The following is a 16,667-nucleotide window of genomic DNA, read 5'->3' as shown; positions in this document are numbered from 1 at the left end:
AACGTCTTAAAAACTTCAAATTCAAACTTCAAATTCAAACTTTAAACTTTAAATCAACTGTTCCACGTGAAACATCTTGTTATTTCAAACTCATCATATGTTTCACGTGAAACAATTGGAATTTGGAATTTAAAATTTGGAATTTTATTTTATCTACTGTTCCACGTGAAACATAGCGATCTTTTCATCTTCTTTCGAACGCATTAGTTCAGCGTCTTTATCTGACTTATCTTTGTATCCACAGTAATGTAATATACCGTGAGCCAAAACACGTTTCAATTCTTCTTCAAAAGAAACATTGAAATCTTTTGCGTTATCTTCTACTCTTTCTACGGAAACAAATATATCTCCGTTTAACTCGTTACCAACTGTGTAATCAAAACTAATAATATCTGTTAACGTATCGTGATCCAGATATTCTACATTTATCTTATGAAGATATTCATCATCACAGAAAATATAATTTATCTCTCCTTCGTTTTTGTTTTCAGAAACGATTACAGCACTTAACCAATCAGAAAAGGCTTGTTCGTTATCTAAAGTAAATTCGGTTTCGTAATTAAAATTGATCATTTTGTATTAAAATATTCTTGAACCTTTTGATTAAAATTCGAGCGCAAAGGTAGTGATTGTCTGTTTAAAATCTCTACACTGTTTAAATATTCCAAAAGTGAACTTGGTAAAGCATTCGAACGATTAGAAAATTCAGCCTTGTTTGTTTCAGATTGACGTTTCGTATCCTGACCTTGTTGCTGAACAGCGTTATTTAGTTTTAATAATTCCTGTTGAATATTTAAAATTCTTTGAAGGTTTTCATTCTTAAAACCTTTGTTTAAAATTTGCTTTTCAGATTGTTTCATCTGATCAATTACAGATTTACCTTGAGAATCTAAACCTTGTTTCGCTAATTCCTTTTGCAAAGCTTCACGAAGTTTTACCTGCTCTTTATATATTTCCATAATCGCTTCGGCATCTCCTTCTCCATCATTACCCTCTTTATTTTCATTTCCTTTTCCACCAGGTTGATTTCCCTTTCCATCTTTACCTTGTCCATCTTTTCCCTGGCCTTGTTTACCATTTCCACTTTGACCTTGTCCTTGTTGTCCTTCTCCAGGTTTATTTCCTTCCTTCATTCCCTGCTTCATTTTATCAGCCAAACCTTTTTGCTTTTGAATAATATCTGGCAATTGCATTCCCTGTCCATCTCCTGGTTTCGGTTTTCCAGATCCTGGTTTTGACATTGACATCTGCATGTTGTTTAATAAATCACTTAAGAAGTCAGCTAATTTATTTGCAGATGAAACAGCATATTGCTGATGTGAAACTCCTTTTGGAACCTGAACGTCTGTCAAAGATTCAATAGCTTTATCTACATTATATTGTACATTCCCAATTTCCTTCGTTACATCTTCAGCAACTTTTGGGTTTCTTAAAGACAAAGCAAACAAACTATCATCAACATGTTTGAACTGTTGTTTCAAATTCTGTTGCACTTTAATGTTTTTGGTATAAGCAGAAGAACCTAATTTCATAGACTTAAATTGTTTCATCACATCTTCCTGAGATAAAGAATAAGCTAAAAGATTATCCAAAACCTGACGAAGCATTGCAACATCTTCTTCTAATTGTTCCTGATCGCCACCTTCCATACTCGACTGCATTTGTTGTGCCATGCTTTTCATTTTTTGAGCAGCACTTTTTTGTTTTGGCTTAGCCGAAGAAGTATTCTTTTTAGCTAATTCTTCAGAAGCTTTTTGCAAATCGGAATCAACATCTTTTTCTTTTGAAGCATCAGAAGGAATATCTAAAGGTGCTTTTAAGGTTTTATTTTCTTCTTTCAAATCTTTTAGATCTTCCTGAATTTTATCAAAAGATTTATTGATTTCATCTTGTTTGTCTTTTGTGTTTTCACTTTCTTTATTAGAAAGTTTCTCTTGTTGTTCTGCTAACTTATTTAATTTTTCAGCAACCTGATCTGCTTTCTTTTCCACATAAAAACGTTTTGTTAACTCAACTAATTGTTCTAAGTTGCGAGATTGGTTCTTACTAATCTGTTTGAATTTTTCCATCTTATCAAACAAATCTTCACTATTCAATTTATCGTTCAGGTTCTTTAATTCATCTAAAAGTTTTTGATTTTTCTCCAAATCTTTCTCTGCATTATCTAAACGCTTTTGTAAATCTTCAGCGGTTTTGTCTTTCTTCTCGTCTTTAAATTTATCTAAATTCTGATTCATTTTCTCAGCAAACTGCTTCATCAATTCGTCTTGTTGTTTTTGACGTTTGATAAAATCATTGATTTTTTGCTGATCTTTAAATTCTAAATTATCCTTTTCTTTTCCGGTATTTTGAATCTTATCCATTTCAGAAATTTGCTTGTTCTGATTTTTTAAAGATTTTTCCAGACTATTAATATTTTGGTTTTGCTGTTGCAATTCTAAATCATGAACTTCATCTATCGTAGAAACTCTATCCGAAAAAACAGAAGACTTAGTACTCTTAAAACCATGAGGTGCATCGTTATCAAAAACCTCAAAATAGTATTCATATGATACCCCTTCTTCAACAGGCAAATTACCAGGAAAGTTAAAAACGAACTGATCGAATACAGCTTGCTTTACAGGAATGGTTCCACGTTTGGCAGTATTTTTTTTATTATGCTCATAGTACACAACTTGTAATTTTGACAAACCATAATCATCACCCAATCTTCCTAAAACATAATTTTTATCGAGCTTTAAACTGTCCGGCGCAGGCGAAACGGTGATGGTTGGATGCTGATCTTTGATTACTGAGAGCTGATAATCCAGTTTTTCATAGTTTTTAACCTTATTATTTGACGTAAGAATTTGATATTCTGTATTTTGACCTATATTTTTAGCTAATTTGAACTCATTTTCAGCTTTATTGAACTTATAAACTGCATTTTCAGCCTTCCACACAATTTCCTGAGTCGATTGTGTATTCATTTTCCAGGTTACCAAAGTACCTTCTGGTATAACTGCATTTCCGGTTCCCTGAATAATTTCAGATTTCTTTTTTAAATAAGATGGGAAATTCAATACCATTTCGAAGTTGGCAATTGATGGAACTGTAATAACTTTTAATTCATATTCATCTGATGAAACCGAATTTCCTTCAAAAGAAAATTGAACATTATCAACTGGTTTTTCAATCCTGAATTCGAACTTTCCTGGTTGCGAAGATTCCATAAAATAACTTTCATCTCCAATATGAATCATCACATTCTCCGGAACTATTTTTCCAACCGATTCCATTTTGATAACGAAATCTTTGTTTTGTTCTGTTTGTAAATTAGAATTTAAAACCACAAATTTGAAAGGAGCCGGAGGTAAAAATGTTGCATTGAAGTGCACTACTCTATTTAAACTTTGAGAAATAATAGTACTGTTTCCAGAAATATAAAACACTGCAAAAAGCAAAATCGGGATGATTGCCAATGGTAAATATTTCTTGTTTGTTTTAAAATTAATTGCGTTTCCAAATGGAATTGGTTGCAACGAATTCGCTTTTTGCACTATTGAAGCTAACATTAATTCTGAACTTTCTGCTGAATTTTCAGAAGATGATAATTGTAAAAAGTTTGTTAACTTATCACTTACTTCTGTGAAATGATTTCCAATAATTTTGGAAGCCTGATTATAATCAATTCCTTTTTGAAGCTTGAACAATTTGAAAATCGGAAACAGAATGAATCGAAACAAAAGGAATACTTCTACCCCAACAAATAACCAAAACAAAATAGTTCTTCCTACTGGTTTTAACCAAAGAAAATACTCAATAAAAAGCGTAAAAAGAAAATACAATAATCCAAAACCAATAAAAAGAAGTCCTCCTTTTATCAATTCATTGGTGTAATATTTCTTTATAAAAGCTTCTAACTTTTGATATATAGCAGATGTCGTTTTCAAAATAAAATCTCTTTTGATTATAACCTATAAAAGTAGTAATTATAGTTATTCAAATTCTAAAAAATAAATTCCAAATTCCAACTTGAACAGCATCTTGGAATTTGGAATTTAAAAAATTGGAATTTAAGTAAAGTTGTATCTTTGCATCAAAATTTAAACAAATGTCAAAGCAAGTTCGCGTGCGTTTTGCACCAAGTCCGACTGGACCATTACATATTGGCGGAGTTCGTACTGCCCTATTTAATTATTTATTTGCCAAAAAAAATAATGGTGTTTTCTATTTAAGAATTGAAGATACAGACCAGACTCGTTTTGTTCCTGGTGCTGAAGCTTATATTATGGAAGCATTAGAATGGTTGGGAATTGCTCCTGAAGAAACCGTTGGGAAAAATGAAAAATTTGGTCCGTACAGACAAAGTGATCGTAAAGAAATATACCAACAATATGCTGATCAATTGATCAATTCGGGTTGGGCTTATTATGCTTTTGATACTCCGGAAGCTTTAGATGCACATAGAAAACAGCACGAAGCAGAAGGAAAAACATTTATTTACAATCATCACAATCGTGAAAAATTAGATACGTCATTGGTAATTTCTGCAGAAGAAGTTGCTAAAAGAATAGCTAATGGAGAGCATTATGTAATCCGTTTTAAAACTCCGGTTGATGAAACTTTGCATTTGAAAGATATCATTCGTGGTGATGTAAAATTTGAAACGAATCTACTTGACGATAAAGTATTATTCAAAAGTGATGGCATGCCAACTTACCATTTGGCTAATATTGTGGATGATCATTTGATGGAAACTTCACATGTTATTCGTGGAGAAGAATGGTTGCCATCGATGCCACTTCACGTTTTATTGTACAGAGCTTTTGGTTGGGATGCCCCTGAATTTGCACATTTACCTTTGATCTTAAAACCGGTTGGAAACGGAAAATTATCAAAAAGAGATGGAGACAAATTAGGATTTCCTGTGTTTCCATTAGAATGGAAAACCGAAGAAGGGGTTTCTTCAGGTTACCGAGAAAAAGGATTTTTCCCGGAAGCCGTTATAAACTTCCTTGCTTTGTTAGGCTGGAATGATGGCACTGACAAAGAATTATTTTCTTTAGAAGAATTAGTAGAATCTTTTGACTTGAACAGAGTTCATAAATCGGGAGCAAAATTTGATCCGGAGAAAAACAAATGGTTCAATCACCAATATTTAATCAAACAAAATGATGCTGATTTAGCGAAAGACTTCACTCCTATTTTGGTTGAAAAAGGTGTTGATGTTTCTAAATATGACGTTACAAGAATTGTTTCCTTGATTAAAGAAAGAGCGCATTTTGTTTCTGAATTTTGGGATTTGACCGATTTCTTTTTCCAGGCTCCAACATCTTATGATGAAAAAGCAAGCAAAAACTGGAAGGAAGAAACTCCGGCTTTAATGCAGGAATTGATTTCGACTCTTGAATATATTGATGGATTTGATTCAGCAAATATCGAAGCCATCGTAAAAGATTGGTTAACTAAAAATGAAATTGGAATGGGTAAAGTTATGCAACCTTTCCGCTTGAGTTTGGTTGGAGCTTTGAAAGGCCCACACCTATTTGACATTGTTGAAATCATCGGAAAAGAAGAAACTATTTCGAGAATTCAGAAAGCTATAAGTACTTTATAAAATAATTTACTTTACAAATATCAAACGCTAAGAAACATCTATAAAATGTTCTTAGCGTTTTTTTAATGTCTAAAAAATTTAAATTGGAAGAATATTCGTAATTTACCCAATCATAAAAACTAAACTATATCACCATGAACACAGCATTAATTATCCTTTTAGTCTTCGGATTCTTTATTTTAATGTCTTCTTTTTTTACCGTGAAACAACAATCTTCTGTTGTAATTGAAAGATTTGGTAAATTTTTAAGCGTAAGAAATTCAGGATTACAACTTAAAATTCCGATTGTCGACAGAATTGCCGGACGTGTAAATCTTAAGATTCAACAGTTAGATGTTATTATTGAAACCAAAACGAAAGACAACGTTTTTATCAAAATGAAAGTTTCAGTTCAGTTTAAAGTGATTCAGGAAAAAGTATACGATGCTTTTTATAAACTGGAATATCCACACGATCAGATTACAGCATATGTATTTGATGTCGTTCGTGCCGAAGTTCCTAAACTAAAATTGGATGATGTTTTTGAAAGAAAAGACGATATCGCTATTGCAGTAAAAAGAGAATTAAATGAAGCAATGACCACTTACGGATATGATATCATCAATACTTTGGTAACTGATATTGACCCGGATATCCAGGTAAAAAATGCCATGAACAGAATCAACGCTGCTGACAGAGAAAAAACAGCTGCCGAATTTGAAGCTGAAAGTTCAAGAATCAGAATTGTTGCAAAAGCAAAAGCTGAAGCAGAAAGTAAACGTTTACAAGGACAAGGTATTGCAGACCAGCGTCGTGAAATTGCAAGAGGTTTAGTAGAAAGTGTTGAAGTTTTGAACAATGTTGGAATTAATTCTCAAGAAGCTTCTGCCCTAATTGTTGTTACGCAACATTATGATACTTTACAAGCTATCGGTGCAGATGCCAATTCAAATTTAATCCTACTGCCAAATTCTCCACAAGCCGGAAGTGATATGCTAAATAATATGGTTGCTTCATTTACAGCTTCAAATCAGGTTGGCGAAATGATGAAAAAGAACAATAAAAAAATCGTGAAACCAAAACCAATTGAACCTCAATCTGGTTATGAAGACGATGTTCAACCCGAAACAAAATAATATTGAAAACGAAAAAGAGGCTTAATTGCCTCTTTTTTTATTGAATAACCAACTGATAATATGTGGCAAAAATGATTGTAAAATTTTAGGATAGTTCTCTGAAAGATAATCTTTATACGAAGAAAAGAATCCGTTTACTATTTTTTGCGGTGTAATCCCTTCTTTGGTTCTCTGAAAACTTAATACCAACTTCTGATAATTAATATCCTTTTCTAATTTCAAAATCTCCAAATCTCTTTCGATTTCTGCGTATGATGCGTATTTTTTTGTTTCCATAATTACTTAATCATTAAAAAAGATTTCTGAAAATTTCTCTAAAATAGGACCTTCAACAAATTTGTCTTTGATAAGGAAAAGTAAAATGGTAAACAAAAGGTAGATTCCTCCTACTGCTAAAAATCCAAGTGCTGTACTTTCGAATAATGCTCCAAAAGCATAAGCTGCAGCAAAAGATCCAAAAAGCAAAACCATACTAAAACATAATAAGATCAAAGTAAACTTAAAAATTAAAGTGGTCGATTTCATGGCAACTTTAAATCCCCAAAGTTTATAATACGCCAAGTGACTGTCAAGATAAACTTTAGCCTGGTCCTGAATATTTTCGGTATTTTCTCTTAATTCTTCAAAAGCCATATTGTAATTTGATTTTAAAAAAAAGCACAGAAAATACTCATAAAAATAAGCAAGTTCTGTGCTTTCTGGATTATTATTTCTGAAGCTTAGCGTTTTGCGCTTTCAAATCAGCCAATTTAGTTTCTAAAAATGTAATAACTTCTTCCGTTTTATGACTGACTTTCGATAATAATTCATCAAAAGTTCCATCAAGATTTTGTGTTGCATCTGCAAATTTTCCACGAAAAACTTCTGAACTAGCATCAATTGAATCTTTCAAATTATGCTTTACATCATCTAAACCTTCCTTCAATTTAGCGCGGGTTTTAGATCCTTTATCCGGAGCAAATAAAATTCCAATCGCTGCTCCAGCTGCAGCCCCTGCCAGGATCGCAGCAATAGTATTTAAATTCTTTGACATAATATTAAAATTTTAATAATTAATAAAGATACTCATTTTTAAAATATAATGTATTGATTAAATGATACATACTCAAATTTAATACTAAATTTAATACGTATAAGCAATCGCTTCATATTTTCCGTTATCTTTTTCAACTATACTAACAAAAGGATAACCATTTACTGCTGATTGTGTCTTAATTCTCATAACAGTCTGATTTATATTAGCAATTGGCGGTTCTCCTTTTGTCTTTGTCGAGACTCCTGTAAAATTCGCAGCTTGTTTTAAACCTATTGTCTTTTCCTGAGGTAAAACAGTAACTAATTTAAAATCTGATTTTGAATCGATTATAACTTTACCAGAAATTTTCTGAGTTTGATTTGTTTGTTTATTTGTAATTTGAGAAACAGCATATTTACTAATTTTATGTTCTTCCGAGCTTCCGTTAAAAGAATAATGAATTAAATCATTTTCATGTTTGATAAAATTGACATCCAATTCTTCCCCATTGTGTTTTGAAATTTGATGTGTTTGAGAAATTGCAATGTTTGCAAATAAAATAGCCAGAATAAAAAATACATTTTTCATGATAATTAAATTTAAGGATTAAAAAATTTCTTTGATCAAAATGAAAATCAAAATTTTATAAATCACAAAACCAATTTCATGAAATTTGAAAATTATGAAATGAATCGAAAAATACTTTTACTGAAGTATTATCAAAACACAAACACAATTAGAATTGACCATAAAACCAATTTTCGAAATGCAGACTTAGAATAAAATCTAAAAACAAAAAACGTTATTTTTAAATTTTCAGATAAACTCAGATTTGATTCCTAAAGTGTCATTTTTAAAATTAAAAAATTTCAGATTTGACCTTTGGATAAAAATAGCGGCTTTATAAACAATTGTATGTTAATAACCCGTTAAACTCACAAAAATGATGTCTAAAACTTAAATAAAGCTTAAAAATCAACAATTATTCAAAAGATGAGTTACGAGATGGAAGAAGTAAAAAAAGGTCTTAAAATTAAATTATGAAGGTCACTTTTAGTTTAAAATATCTATTAAAATTTTAAATTTAATAGTTTTTATATATAATAAATATAATCTTGCAAATTTAAATTAATGATCGTTAAAATTGATATAATTAAATTTGCTTTTTAAATTTTACAAAATTATTAGCTTTTTTAAGAGAAGCTTTAAAATAGCAACTTTATAAACATTCTGTTGTTAATAAACTCTAAGGAAGACTAAAACGAGACCTAAAACTAAAATAAGACGCTTGTTTTAATTGTTTTTTAAAAGATGAATTCTGTATCGGAAGAAGTAAAAAAACCGTTTAAAATCAATTTATACGGGTCACTTTTAATATAAAATTTTTATCAACTCTTAATTTTTAATAGAAAATATAAATAATAAAAAAAGCGCTTATAAAAAGCGCTTTTCAATAGATTTTAATGATGTTATTTCTTTACCATTTCAGAAAGAATTTCAATTTCTCTCTCTGAAGCATTTTTTGGAGGATTTGAATATAATTTTAAAATTTCATCTTCAAACTGAGTTTTGAAACTTTCATTTTCTAAATCTCTTAAATTTAAAAGTGCTTTTGATCGAACATAAGTTGATTCACTTCTTAATGACATTGTATATAATTTTTTGATATCCTCTTCTTCAAAATCAGTAGATTTCAAATGAGAATATTTTAAAATAAACTGAGCAAACAATAACGAAGCTTTATTATTGTTGATGTTTTTCTTTAACGAATTTTGCAACAATGAAAAAGTAGAAACATTTTTAATACTCTCTCCTATCGCACTTTCAATCGCAATACGTTCTGGTTTAGTTTCAACTTTAAAATATTTATTAATATCTTTTAAAGAATTATTGATGCTGTTTTCTTCTTTTTTACCTTTTTCTTCCCAGGCATCTTTCAATCCAACAGTTTTGTTAAAGACTAATTTTGAAGGAGTTGAATCCTTATCAACAGTAAAATAACCCAAACGTTGAAACTGAAATTTATCTTCATTTTGAGCTGTTGCCAAACTTGGTTCAACAAATCCTTTGATGATTTCCAAGGAATTTGGATTCACAAAATCTAAGAAATTTTTCTCTTTATAACTGTCCGGCGCTTCATCTGTAAACAAACGATCGTACATACGAACTTCTGCTTCAACAGCATGCTGAATAGAAACCCAATGTAATGTTCCGGATACTTTTCTTTGACTTGCTTCTGTCCCGCTTCCGCTTAAAGAATCGGTATCATAAGTAACATGAATTTCTGTAATATTTCCTACTGCATCTTTTACAACACTTTCTCCTTTAATGATATACGCATTTTTAAGGCGTACTTCTTTTCCTAAAGTCAAACGGAAAAACTTCGCTGGAGCATCTTCTAAAAAGTCTTCTCTTTCAATGTATAGTTCACGTGAAAAAGGAACTTTTCTGAAACCAGCATTCTCATCTTCCTGATTATTCTCTGCTTCCAACCACTCCTCTTTTCCTGCAGGATAATTTGTAATTACCAGTTTTACAGGATCTAAAACGGCCATTACACGAGGTGCAATTTTATTCAAATCTTCACGAATACAGAATTCTAAAACTGATACATTGATCAAATTATCACGTTTTGCAATACCAATTGTATTCGCAAAATTACGCAAAGAAGCAGCCGTATAACCACGTCTTCTTAAGCCCGAAATTGTTGACATTCTGGGATCATCCCAACCGTTAACATGCTTTTCTTTAACTAGTTGCTGTAATTTTCTTTTACTAACAACAGTATGTGATAAGTTACGTCTTGCAAATTCTCTTTGCTTTGGACGAATCTGATTTTCATCAATAATTTGGTCTAAAAACCAATCGTATAATTCACGGTGAGGCAAGAATTCAAGTGTACAAAAGGAGTGTGAGATTTCTTCTAAATAATCACTTTGTCCATGTGCCCAATCGTACATTGGATAGATTTTCCAATCGTCTCCTGTTCTATGATGATGTCTGTGCAAAATCCTGTACATTATAGGATCACGCATCAGCATATTGGTAGATTTCATGTCTATTTTGGCACGAAGAATATGAGTTCCAGCCTCAAATTCGCCGTTTTTCATTCTTTCAAATAAATCCAAATTTTCTTCTACAGAACGATTTCTGTATGGACTATCAGTACCAACTGTCGATGGAGTTCCTTTTTGAGTCGCCATATCCTCAGAAGATTGACTATCAACATAGGCTTTATCTTTCTTAATTAATAAAACGGCCCAATCGTATAATTGTTGAAAATAATCAGAAGCATAACGTTCTTCTGCCCAGGTATACCCTAGCCATTCTACATCTTTTTTAATAGCGTCAACAAATTCCTGTTCTTCTTTTTCTGGGTTAGTATCGTCAAAACGTAAATTTACAGGTGACTGATAATCAATACCTAAACCAAAATTTAAAGCAATAGAACTCGCGTGTCCAATATGCAAATAACCGTTTGGTTCTGGTGGAAAACGAAAATGAAGTTTAGTTTGTGAAAGACCTGATTTTAAATCTTCCTCTATGATTTGTTCAATAAAATTGAGTGATTTCTCTTCTGATGCCATTATTTTATAGTAATTTTAGCAAAGATAAAAAAGTTTATAGTTTATGGTTTACAGTTTATGGTTTTCTTTGGAAACTTCTAAGTAAATCTGAAACTTAGAACTTAATTTTTATTAGTATTTTTGTATAAATATTGAAAGTTATGAGACAATTAACTGTTACAATTCCAGACGATTTTTACGAAACTTTTATTAGTTTTTTCAAGCATGTTCCTGATGTTTCAATTGATGAAAACTCAGCGAATGAAATTCCGCTATGGCAACAGGAAATGGTTTTAGAGCGTATGAAAAATGCTAAACCAGAAGATTTCATTAGCTGGGAAGATTTTGAAAAAGAAATGGATAAGAAATGGCTGTAAATAATTTTAAAATTCAAATTCTTTCACGGGCAAAACTTGAAATTGACGAGGCAGCAACTTATTATGAATCTAAAAGCAAAGGATTAGGAAAAATATTCTATTTAGAATTTAAAAGTTATCACAAAACATTAGAAAATATTCCTTTTTTTGAAGAAAAATATAATGCTGTCCGCACTTTACCACTAAAGAAGTTTCCCTACACTATCCATTTTACAGTCGACGAAAACGAAAAAAAAGTTTTTGTTTATGCTGTAACATCAAATTACCAAGATCCAAACACTACAAGAATAAAACTATAAAAATGGGAGTTATAAAACTTAAAAACATCCGTACTTTTTCCTACCATGGATGTTTAATTGAAGAAGGAAAAATTGGATCAGATTATACTGTTGATCTAAAAATTAAAACTAATTTACAGAAATCAGCACAATCAGATCATCTTCTTGACACGGTTGATTATGTACATTTGAACAAAATTGTTACCGAAGAAATGGCAATTCGTTCGCATTTATTAGAACATGTGGCAAAAAGAATCAACATTCGTGTTTTGGCAGAAATTGAAACTATAGAAAAAACAACTGTTTGGGTTTCTAAAATAAATCCGCCTATTGGTGGTGATGTTGAATCAGTTACTATAAAAATGACGGAAATTAGAAAGTAATTTTTTCAAGCTTAAAAACTAATTTTTTAAAATACTTTACTTTAAACTTTTGAATTTTAAAGATTTTAGTTACTTTTGCCGTCCGTTCAACTACGGCGTCGTGGCCGAGCGGCTAGGCTGGGCTCTGCAAAAGCTCCTACTCCGGTTCGAATCCGGACGATGCCTCAAAACCTTCAAAGCAATTTGAAGGTTTTTTTTATGGTTAATTTTTAGAAAATATTAGATAAGTTTATGTTCGAATCCGGACGATGCCTTTAAAAAGCTCCAAAGCAATTTGAAGGTTTTTTTTATGGTTAATTTTTAGAAAATATTAGATAAAGTTTATATTCGAATCCGGACGATGCCTTTAAAAACCTCCAAAGCAATTTGAAGGTTTTTTTTATGGTTAATTTTTAGAAAATATTAGATAAAGTTTATGTTCGAATCCTGATGATGCTTCTAAAAAATCTACATAAATACATCTCTTTTTATTTTTATAACATGCAGTTTGTCATTCCGAGGAACGAGGAATCCCCGCGAGAAGCTCGACAAAGATTGACGATTTTGATTGTAGAGTTACTTGCGGGGATTCCTCGTTCCTCGGAATGACAAACTAGAAGTTTAATGTAACTTATAAACATAAAAAAGCCTCTGAAATTCAAAGGCTTAAAATTATATTTTCTAGTTATTAACAACTACTTCTCAATCTTCTCAAAAGCATTTCTAACCATTTCTTTTTCTTTTGGAAACCAACCCTGAATGATTAATGCAACTCCAAAAACCATCAAAACAATGCTAATTATCTTTTTTATTTTTAAGATGTTTGTTGGTGTCATTTTAGATTTTAATTGTTTGGCTAATAGAATTTTAATACAATCAACCAACAAATAGGTAATAATAACTGATGCAAAAAAAGTAATCATTCTTGAGTTTTGCATTTCTAATTTTGGTCCGACAGAAATAATTACGGCAAGCCAAAATCCTAATACTCCAATGTTAATTACATTCAGTAAAAAACCCTTTCCGAATAAACTGGCGTAGTTTCTTTTGATAATATCACGATCTATTTCTTCGTCATTTATTTTTTCTTCTTTTTTTAATTTCACGAAAGAAATTAAACCATAAGCAAGCATAATAATTCCGCCAAAAATAAAAAGTGACGGTTTATCTTTTAAGCTCTGAATTAATCTGTAACTTCCTAAATACGCAATTGCTATAAAAAAAATATCCCCCAGAACTACTCCCAAATCAAAAACAAAAGCAGCTCTGAATCCTTTTGTAATACTGGTTTCTAATAGTATAAAAAATACTGGACCTACCATAAAACTTAAGAAAAGTCCCCATGGCAGTCCAGCTAAAATATCATTTATCATTCAAATTCACTTTGTTATTTTACTTCCTCAATTTTACCTCCAAGGACAGTTTTTTGATTAATTTGTCTCGGTTTACCATAAATGTAAATAGAGCCTCCTGCGCTAACTTTTGCATCAACAAGGGTCGTTGCATTAACATCAGCTTTTCCTCCGGCAGAAACGCTTACTTTCGTTTGAGAGGTAACTAATTTACTTGCTAAAAGATATCCTCCAGCGCCTAAATCGGCATCCTGATTCGCAGCCTTACCAGCTAACGTGATTTCGCCACCTGACACTGAACTTACATTTAGTTTATCAACATCCAGATTTACATTAATTTTAGCACCTTCCTGAGCGCTTACTTTAAAAACTGTCGATTTTATAGGTTCTGTGCTGCTAACCAGAGCGCCTTCATTCACATCTATAAGTTCAATATGTTTGTAATACAAAGTAACATCTAAATCATCTCCCGATAATAATTTAGATACATTCATTCTTATTTTCAAAGTACCTTTTTTGTTGATAACCTCTACTTCTGATTCACGAGCTCCTTTTATAACAATTTTATTGTCTGAAGACGGAACTAATTTTACATGCAGTTTATCAAAAACCTTAACCGAATCAAAATCACCTAACTCTTTAGTAATCTGCGCAAATGACATCTGTACTAATAACAATGCAACTCCAATTAATAACTTTTTCATATTTCTAATTTTTTAATTAAACAACTATTCTGCCCTTCTTAAAAAATGAAAATCCAGTTGTTTTTTAACTAAATCGGCATTTTTTACTTTAACATAAATTTCGTCTCCTAATTGCAATATGCTGTTTGAAGTCGCGCCGACCAAAGCATATTGTTTTTCATCAAAAGTATAATAATCATCTTTTATCTCTCTGATTCTCACCATTCCCTCGCATTTATTTGAAACAATTTCAACATAAATTCCCCATTCGGTAACACCGGAAATAACACCCAAAAACTCTTCGTCCTGGTGATCCTGCATGTATTTAACCTGCATGTACTTGATACTGTCACGTTCAGCATTTGTGGCTAAACTTTCCATATTGGAACAATGTAAACATTTCGTTTCATAAACTTCTTCATCTACAGATTTGCCTCCATCTAAATAATATTGCAGTAATCTATGTACCATAACGTCAGGATAACGACGAATTGGCGAAGTGAAATGGCTGTAATAATCAAAAGCTAAACCATAATGACCAATATTTTCTGTCGAATATTTGGCTTTACTCATACTTCTAATAGCAAGAGTATCAATTAAATTCTGCTCTTTTTTACCATTAACTTCTTCCATTAAAGCGTTTAATGATTTTGAAATATCGCCTTTGTTTCTGAAATCTATTTTGTATCCAAATTTAGCAATTACTGTTGCCATTGCAATTAATTTGTCTTCATTTGGTTCGTCGTGAATTCTGTAAACAAAAGTTTTCTTTTGTTTACCAATGTATTCCGCTACTTTTCTATTAGCCAAAAGCATGAATTCTTCAATCAGGTGATTGGCATCTTTTGAAACTTTAAAGTAAACGCCTTCTGGTTCACCTTCAGCATCTAAGTTGAATTTAACTTCTACTTTATCAAAAGAAATAGCGCCATTAGCCATTCTTTTCTTTCTTAGAATCTTAGCTAATTCATCTAATTTTAAAGTAGCTTCGACAATTTCATCTGAAACTACATAAGATTCTCCAGTAATTGAAATATCAACCGGAATCGTATTGTCTTTTGTTTCAATGATATATTGCGCTTCTTCATAAGCAAATCGCTGATCTGAATAAATTACTGTTCTTCCAAACCATTGGTTAATAACCTGTGATGTTGGAGAAACCTCAAAAACAGCAGAGAATGTATATTTCTCTTCATTCGGACGCAATGAACACGCAAAATTAGATAAAACTTCCGGAAGCATTGGCACTACTCTATCTACTAAATAAACAGAAGTGGCACGCTGATAAGCTTCATCATCTAAAATTGTTCCTTCCTCCAGATAATATGAAACATCGGCAATATGAATTCCAATTTCGTAATTTCCATTCTCTAACTTTTTGAAAGACAAGGCATCATCAAAATCTTTTGCATCTTTTGGATCTATCGTAAACGTAAGCGTATCACGCATATCACGACGTTTAGCAATTTCAGCTTCCTGAATGGAAGTATCTATTTTTTGTGCATAAACCTCTACTTCTACCGGAAAATCTGCCGGTAAACCGTATTCAGCCAAAATAGCATGAATCTCAGTATTGTGTTCTCCAGGTTTTCCTAAAACTTTTGTAACAGATCCAAACGGACTATCAGCTCTTTTAGGCCAATCTTCGATCGTAACTAATACAACATCTCCATTTTCTGCTTCTCCTATTTTATCTTTCGGAATAAAAATATCGGTATACATTTTAGGATTTGCGGTAGATACAAAAGCAAAATTTGCCTGAATATCAATTACTCCAACAAACTCTGTTTTATTTCTTTCTAAAACTTCAATTACTTCTCCTTCAGGTCTTTTTCCTTTTCTTCTGTTATAAACGTAAACTTTGACCTTGTCTTTATCTAAAGCGCGATTCAAATTATTTGTCGGAATAAAAACATCTTCAGTAAAATCAGGACAAATAAAATAGGCCGTTTTTCTGCTGGTCATATCAATCGTTCCTTCGTAGTAATCCTGACTTTCGGCTTTTACTAAATATTTACCAGGTTCTGTTTCTATAATTTTCTTTGAAGCAGCCAGAATTTTTAAATCTTTTATAATCTGGTTTCTGCTTTTTGTATCGTCAAGTTCAAGTTTTGCTCCTATCTGTTTGTAATTAAATGCTTTATTAGGGCTTTGTGATAAAATTTTTACTATTTTGCTTGAGAAATCTTTCTCATTTTTTATCGGCTTTCTAATTTTCTTACTCATATATCTTTTCTTAAAAAGTTAAAATTACAAATAAGATATCAGATTATAGATTTTAACAAATAAATTATTAAAAATATAACTTCGTATCTTTACA

Annotated in this window: 15 protein-coding genes and 1 tRNA gene; 6 read left to right on the top strand and 10 right to left on the bottom strand. The window is 31.4% G+C overall.

The features are described from left to right. Positions 1-153 precede the first annotated feature (153 nt). On the bottom strand, positions 154-573 hold the full coding sequence (ybeY, locus tag J2X17_RS02995; protein ID WP_072970009.1) for an rRNA maturation RNase YbeY: 420 nt from the start codon (positions 571-573) through the stop codon (positions 154-156). Continuing rightward, on the bottom strand, positions 570-3,932 hold the full coding sequence (locus J2X17_RS02990) for a coiled-coil domain-containing protein (protein WP_310294537.1): 3,363 nt from the start codon (positions 3,930-3,932) through the stop codon (positions 570-572). The genes ybeY and J2X17_RS02990 overlap by 4 nt, the downstream gene beginning before the upstream one ends. Before the next feature lie 161 nt (positions 3,933-4,093). Between J2X17_RS02990 and gltX the strand changes: the two genes are divergently transcribed. After that, complete coding sequence (gene gltX, locus J2X17_RS02985; protein WP_310294535.1) at positions 4,094-5,599, top strand: glutamate--tRNA ligase; 1,506 nt, start codon at positions 4,094-4,096, stop codon at positions 5,597-5,599. A 134-nt stretch (positions 5,600-5,733) separates the two neighbouring features. Beyond that, positions 5,734-6,714, top strand: coding sequence for an SPFH domain-containing protein (locus J2X17_RS02980; protein ID WP_310294534.1), 981 nt, complete (start codon positions 5,734-5,736; stop codon positions 6,712-6,714). A 21-nt stretch (positions 6,715-6,735) separates the two neighbouring features. Here the strand turns inward: J2X17_RS02980 and J2X17_RS02975 are convergent, their stop codons facing one another. The 5 genes from J2X17_RS02975 to J2X17_RS02955 form a co-directional block, all read right to left on the bottom strand. Then, positions 6,736-6,990, bottom strand: a complete 255-nt coding sequence (locus tag J2X17_RS02975) for a DUF6327 family protein (protein WP_310294533.1) — start codon at positions 6,988-6,990, stop codon at positions 6,736-6,738. A 6-nt stretch (positions 6,991-6,996) separates the two neighbouring features. Continuing rightward, a complete protein-coding gene (locus tag J2X17_RS02970; protein WP_310294531.1) occupies positions 6,997-7,347 on the bottom strand; it encodes a competence protein in 351 nt (116 codons plus the stop codon). Between the two features lie 73 nt (positions 7,348-7,420). Further along, positions 7,421-7,747, bottom strand: coding sequence for a YtxH domain-containing protein (locus J2X17_RS02965; protein ID WP_310294528.1), 327 nt, complete (start codon positions 7,745-7,747; stop codon positions 7,421-7,423). Between the two features lie 90 nt (positions 7,748-7,837). Next, positions 7,838-8,317 carry a hypothetical protein gene (locus J2X17_RS02960; RefSeq protein ID WP_310294526.1) on the bottom strand — a complete coding sequence of 160 codons (480 nt, stop codon included), beginning with the start codon at positions 8,315-8,317 and terminating at the stop codon, positions 7,838-7,840. Between the two features lie 881 nt (positions 8,318-9,198). Further along, positions 9,199-11,316 carry a glutamine--tRNA ligase/YqeY domain fusion protein gene (locus J2X17_RS02955; protein WP_310294524.1) on the bottom strand — a complete coding sequence of 706 codons (2,118 nt, stop codon included), beginning with the start codon at positions 11,314-11,316 and terminating at the stop codon, positions 9,199-9,201. A gap of 140 nt (positions 11,317-11,456) precedes the next feature. On the opposite strand from J2X17_RS02955, the gene J2X17_RS02950 reads away from it, so the two are divergent. From J2X17_RS02950 to J2X17_RS02935, 4 genes are all read left to right on the top strand, one after another. Beyond that, a complete protein-coding gene (locus tag J2X17_RS02950; RefSeq protein ID WP_310294522.1) occupies positions 11,457-11,672 on the top strand; it encodes a hypothetical protein in 216 nt (71 codons plus the stop codon). Continuing rightward, positions 11,663-11,971 (top strand): hypothetical protein, encoded by a 309-nt coding sequence (locus J2X17_RS02945; protein WP_310294520.1) that lies wholly within the window; start codon positions 11,663-11,665, stop codon positions 11,969-11,971. The genes J2X17_RS02950 and J2X17_RS02945 overlap by 10 nt, the downstream gene beginning before the upstream one ends. A gap of 2 nt (positions 11,972-11,973) precedes the next feature. Next, on the top strand, positions 11,974-12,333 hold the full coding sequence (folB, locus tag J2X17_RS02940) for a dihydroneopterin aldolase (protein ID WP_310294518.1): 360 nt from the start codon (positions 11,974-11,976) through the stop codon (positions 12,331-12,333). A gap of 94 nt (positions 12,334-12,427) precedes the next feature. After that, a tRNA-Cys gene (locus J2X17_RS02935) sits at positions 12,428-12,498 on the top strand. A 509-nt stretch (positions 12,499-13,007) separates the two neighbouring features. Here the strand turns inward: J2X17_RS02935 and J2X17_RS02930 are convergent. From J2X17_RS02930 to rnr, 3 genes are read right to left on the bottom strand one after another with little or no spacing between them, the layout of a single operon-like run. Beyond that, entirely contained in the window at positions 13,008-13,685 is a 678-nt protein-coding gene (locus J2X17_RS02930) for a LysE family translocator (protein WP_310294516.1), read from the bottom strand. A gap of 14 nt (positions 13,686-13,699) precedes the next feature. Continuing rightward, positions 13,700-14,368 carry a head GIN domain-containing protein gene (locus J2X17_RS02925; protein WP_310294515.1) on the bottom strand — a complete coding sequence of 223 codons (669 nt, stop codon included), beginning with the start codon at positions 14,366-14,368 and terminating at the stop codon, positions 13,700-13,702. Positions 14,369-14,392: 24 nt separating this feature from the next. Continuing rightward, a complete protein-coding gene (rnr, locus tag J2X17_RS02920) occupies positions 14,393-16,573 on the bottom strand; it encodes a ribonuclease R (protein ID WP_310294513.1) in 2,181 nt (726 codons plus the stop codon). Positions 16,574-16,667: the final 94 nt, after the last annotated feature.

The sequence above is a fragment of the Flavobacterium aquidurense genome, from assembly GCF_031458035.1.
GTDB classification, from domain to species: Bacteria; Bacteroidota; Bacteroidia; order Flavobacteriales; family Flavobacteriaceae; genus Flavobacterium; species Flavobacterium aquidurense_C.
Note: the sequence above shows the minus strand (reverse complement) of the source record. Positions and strands in the feature narration are given on the sequence as shown.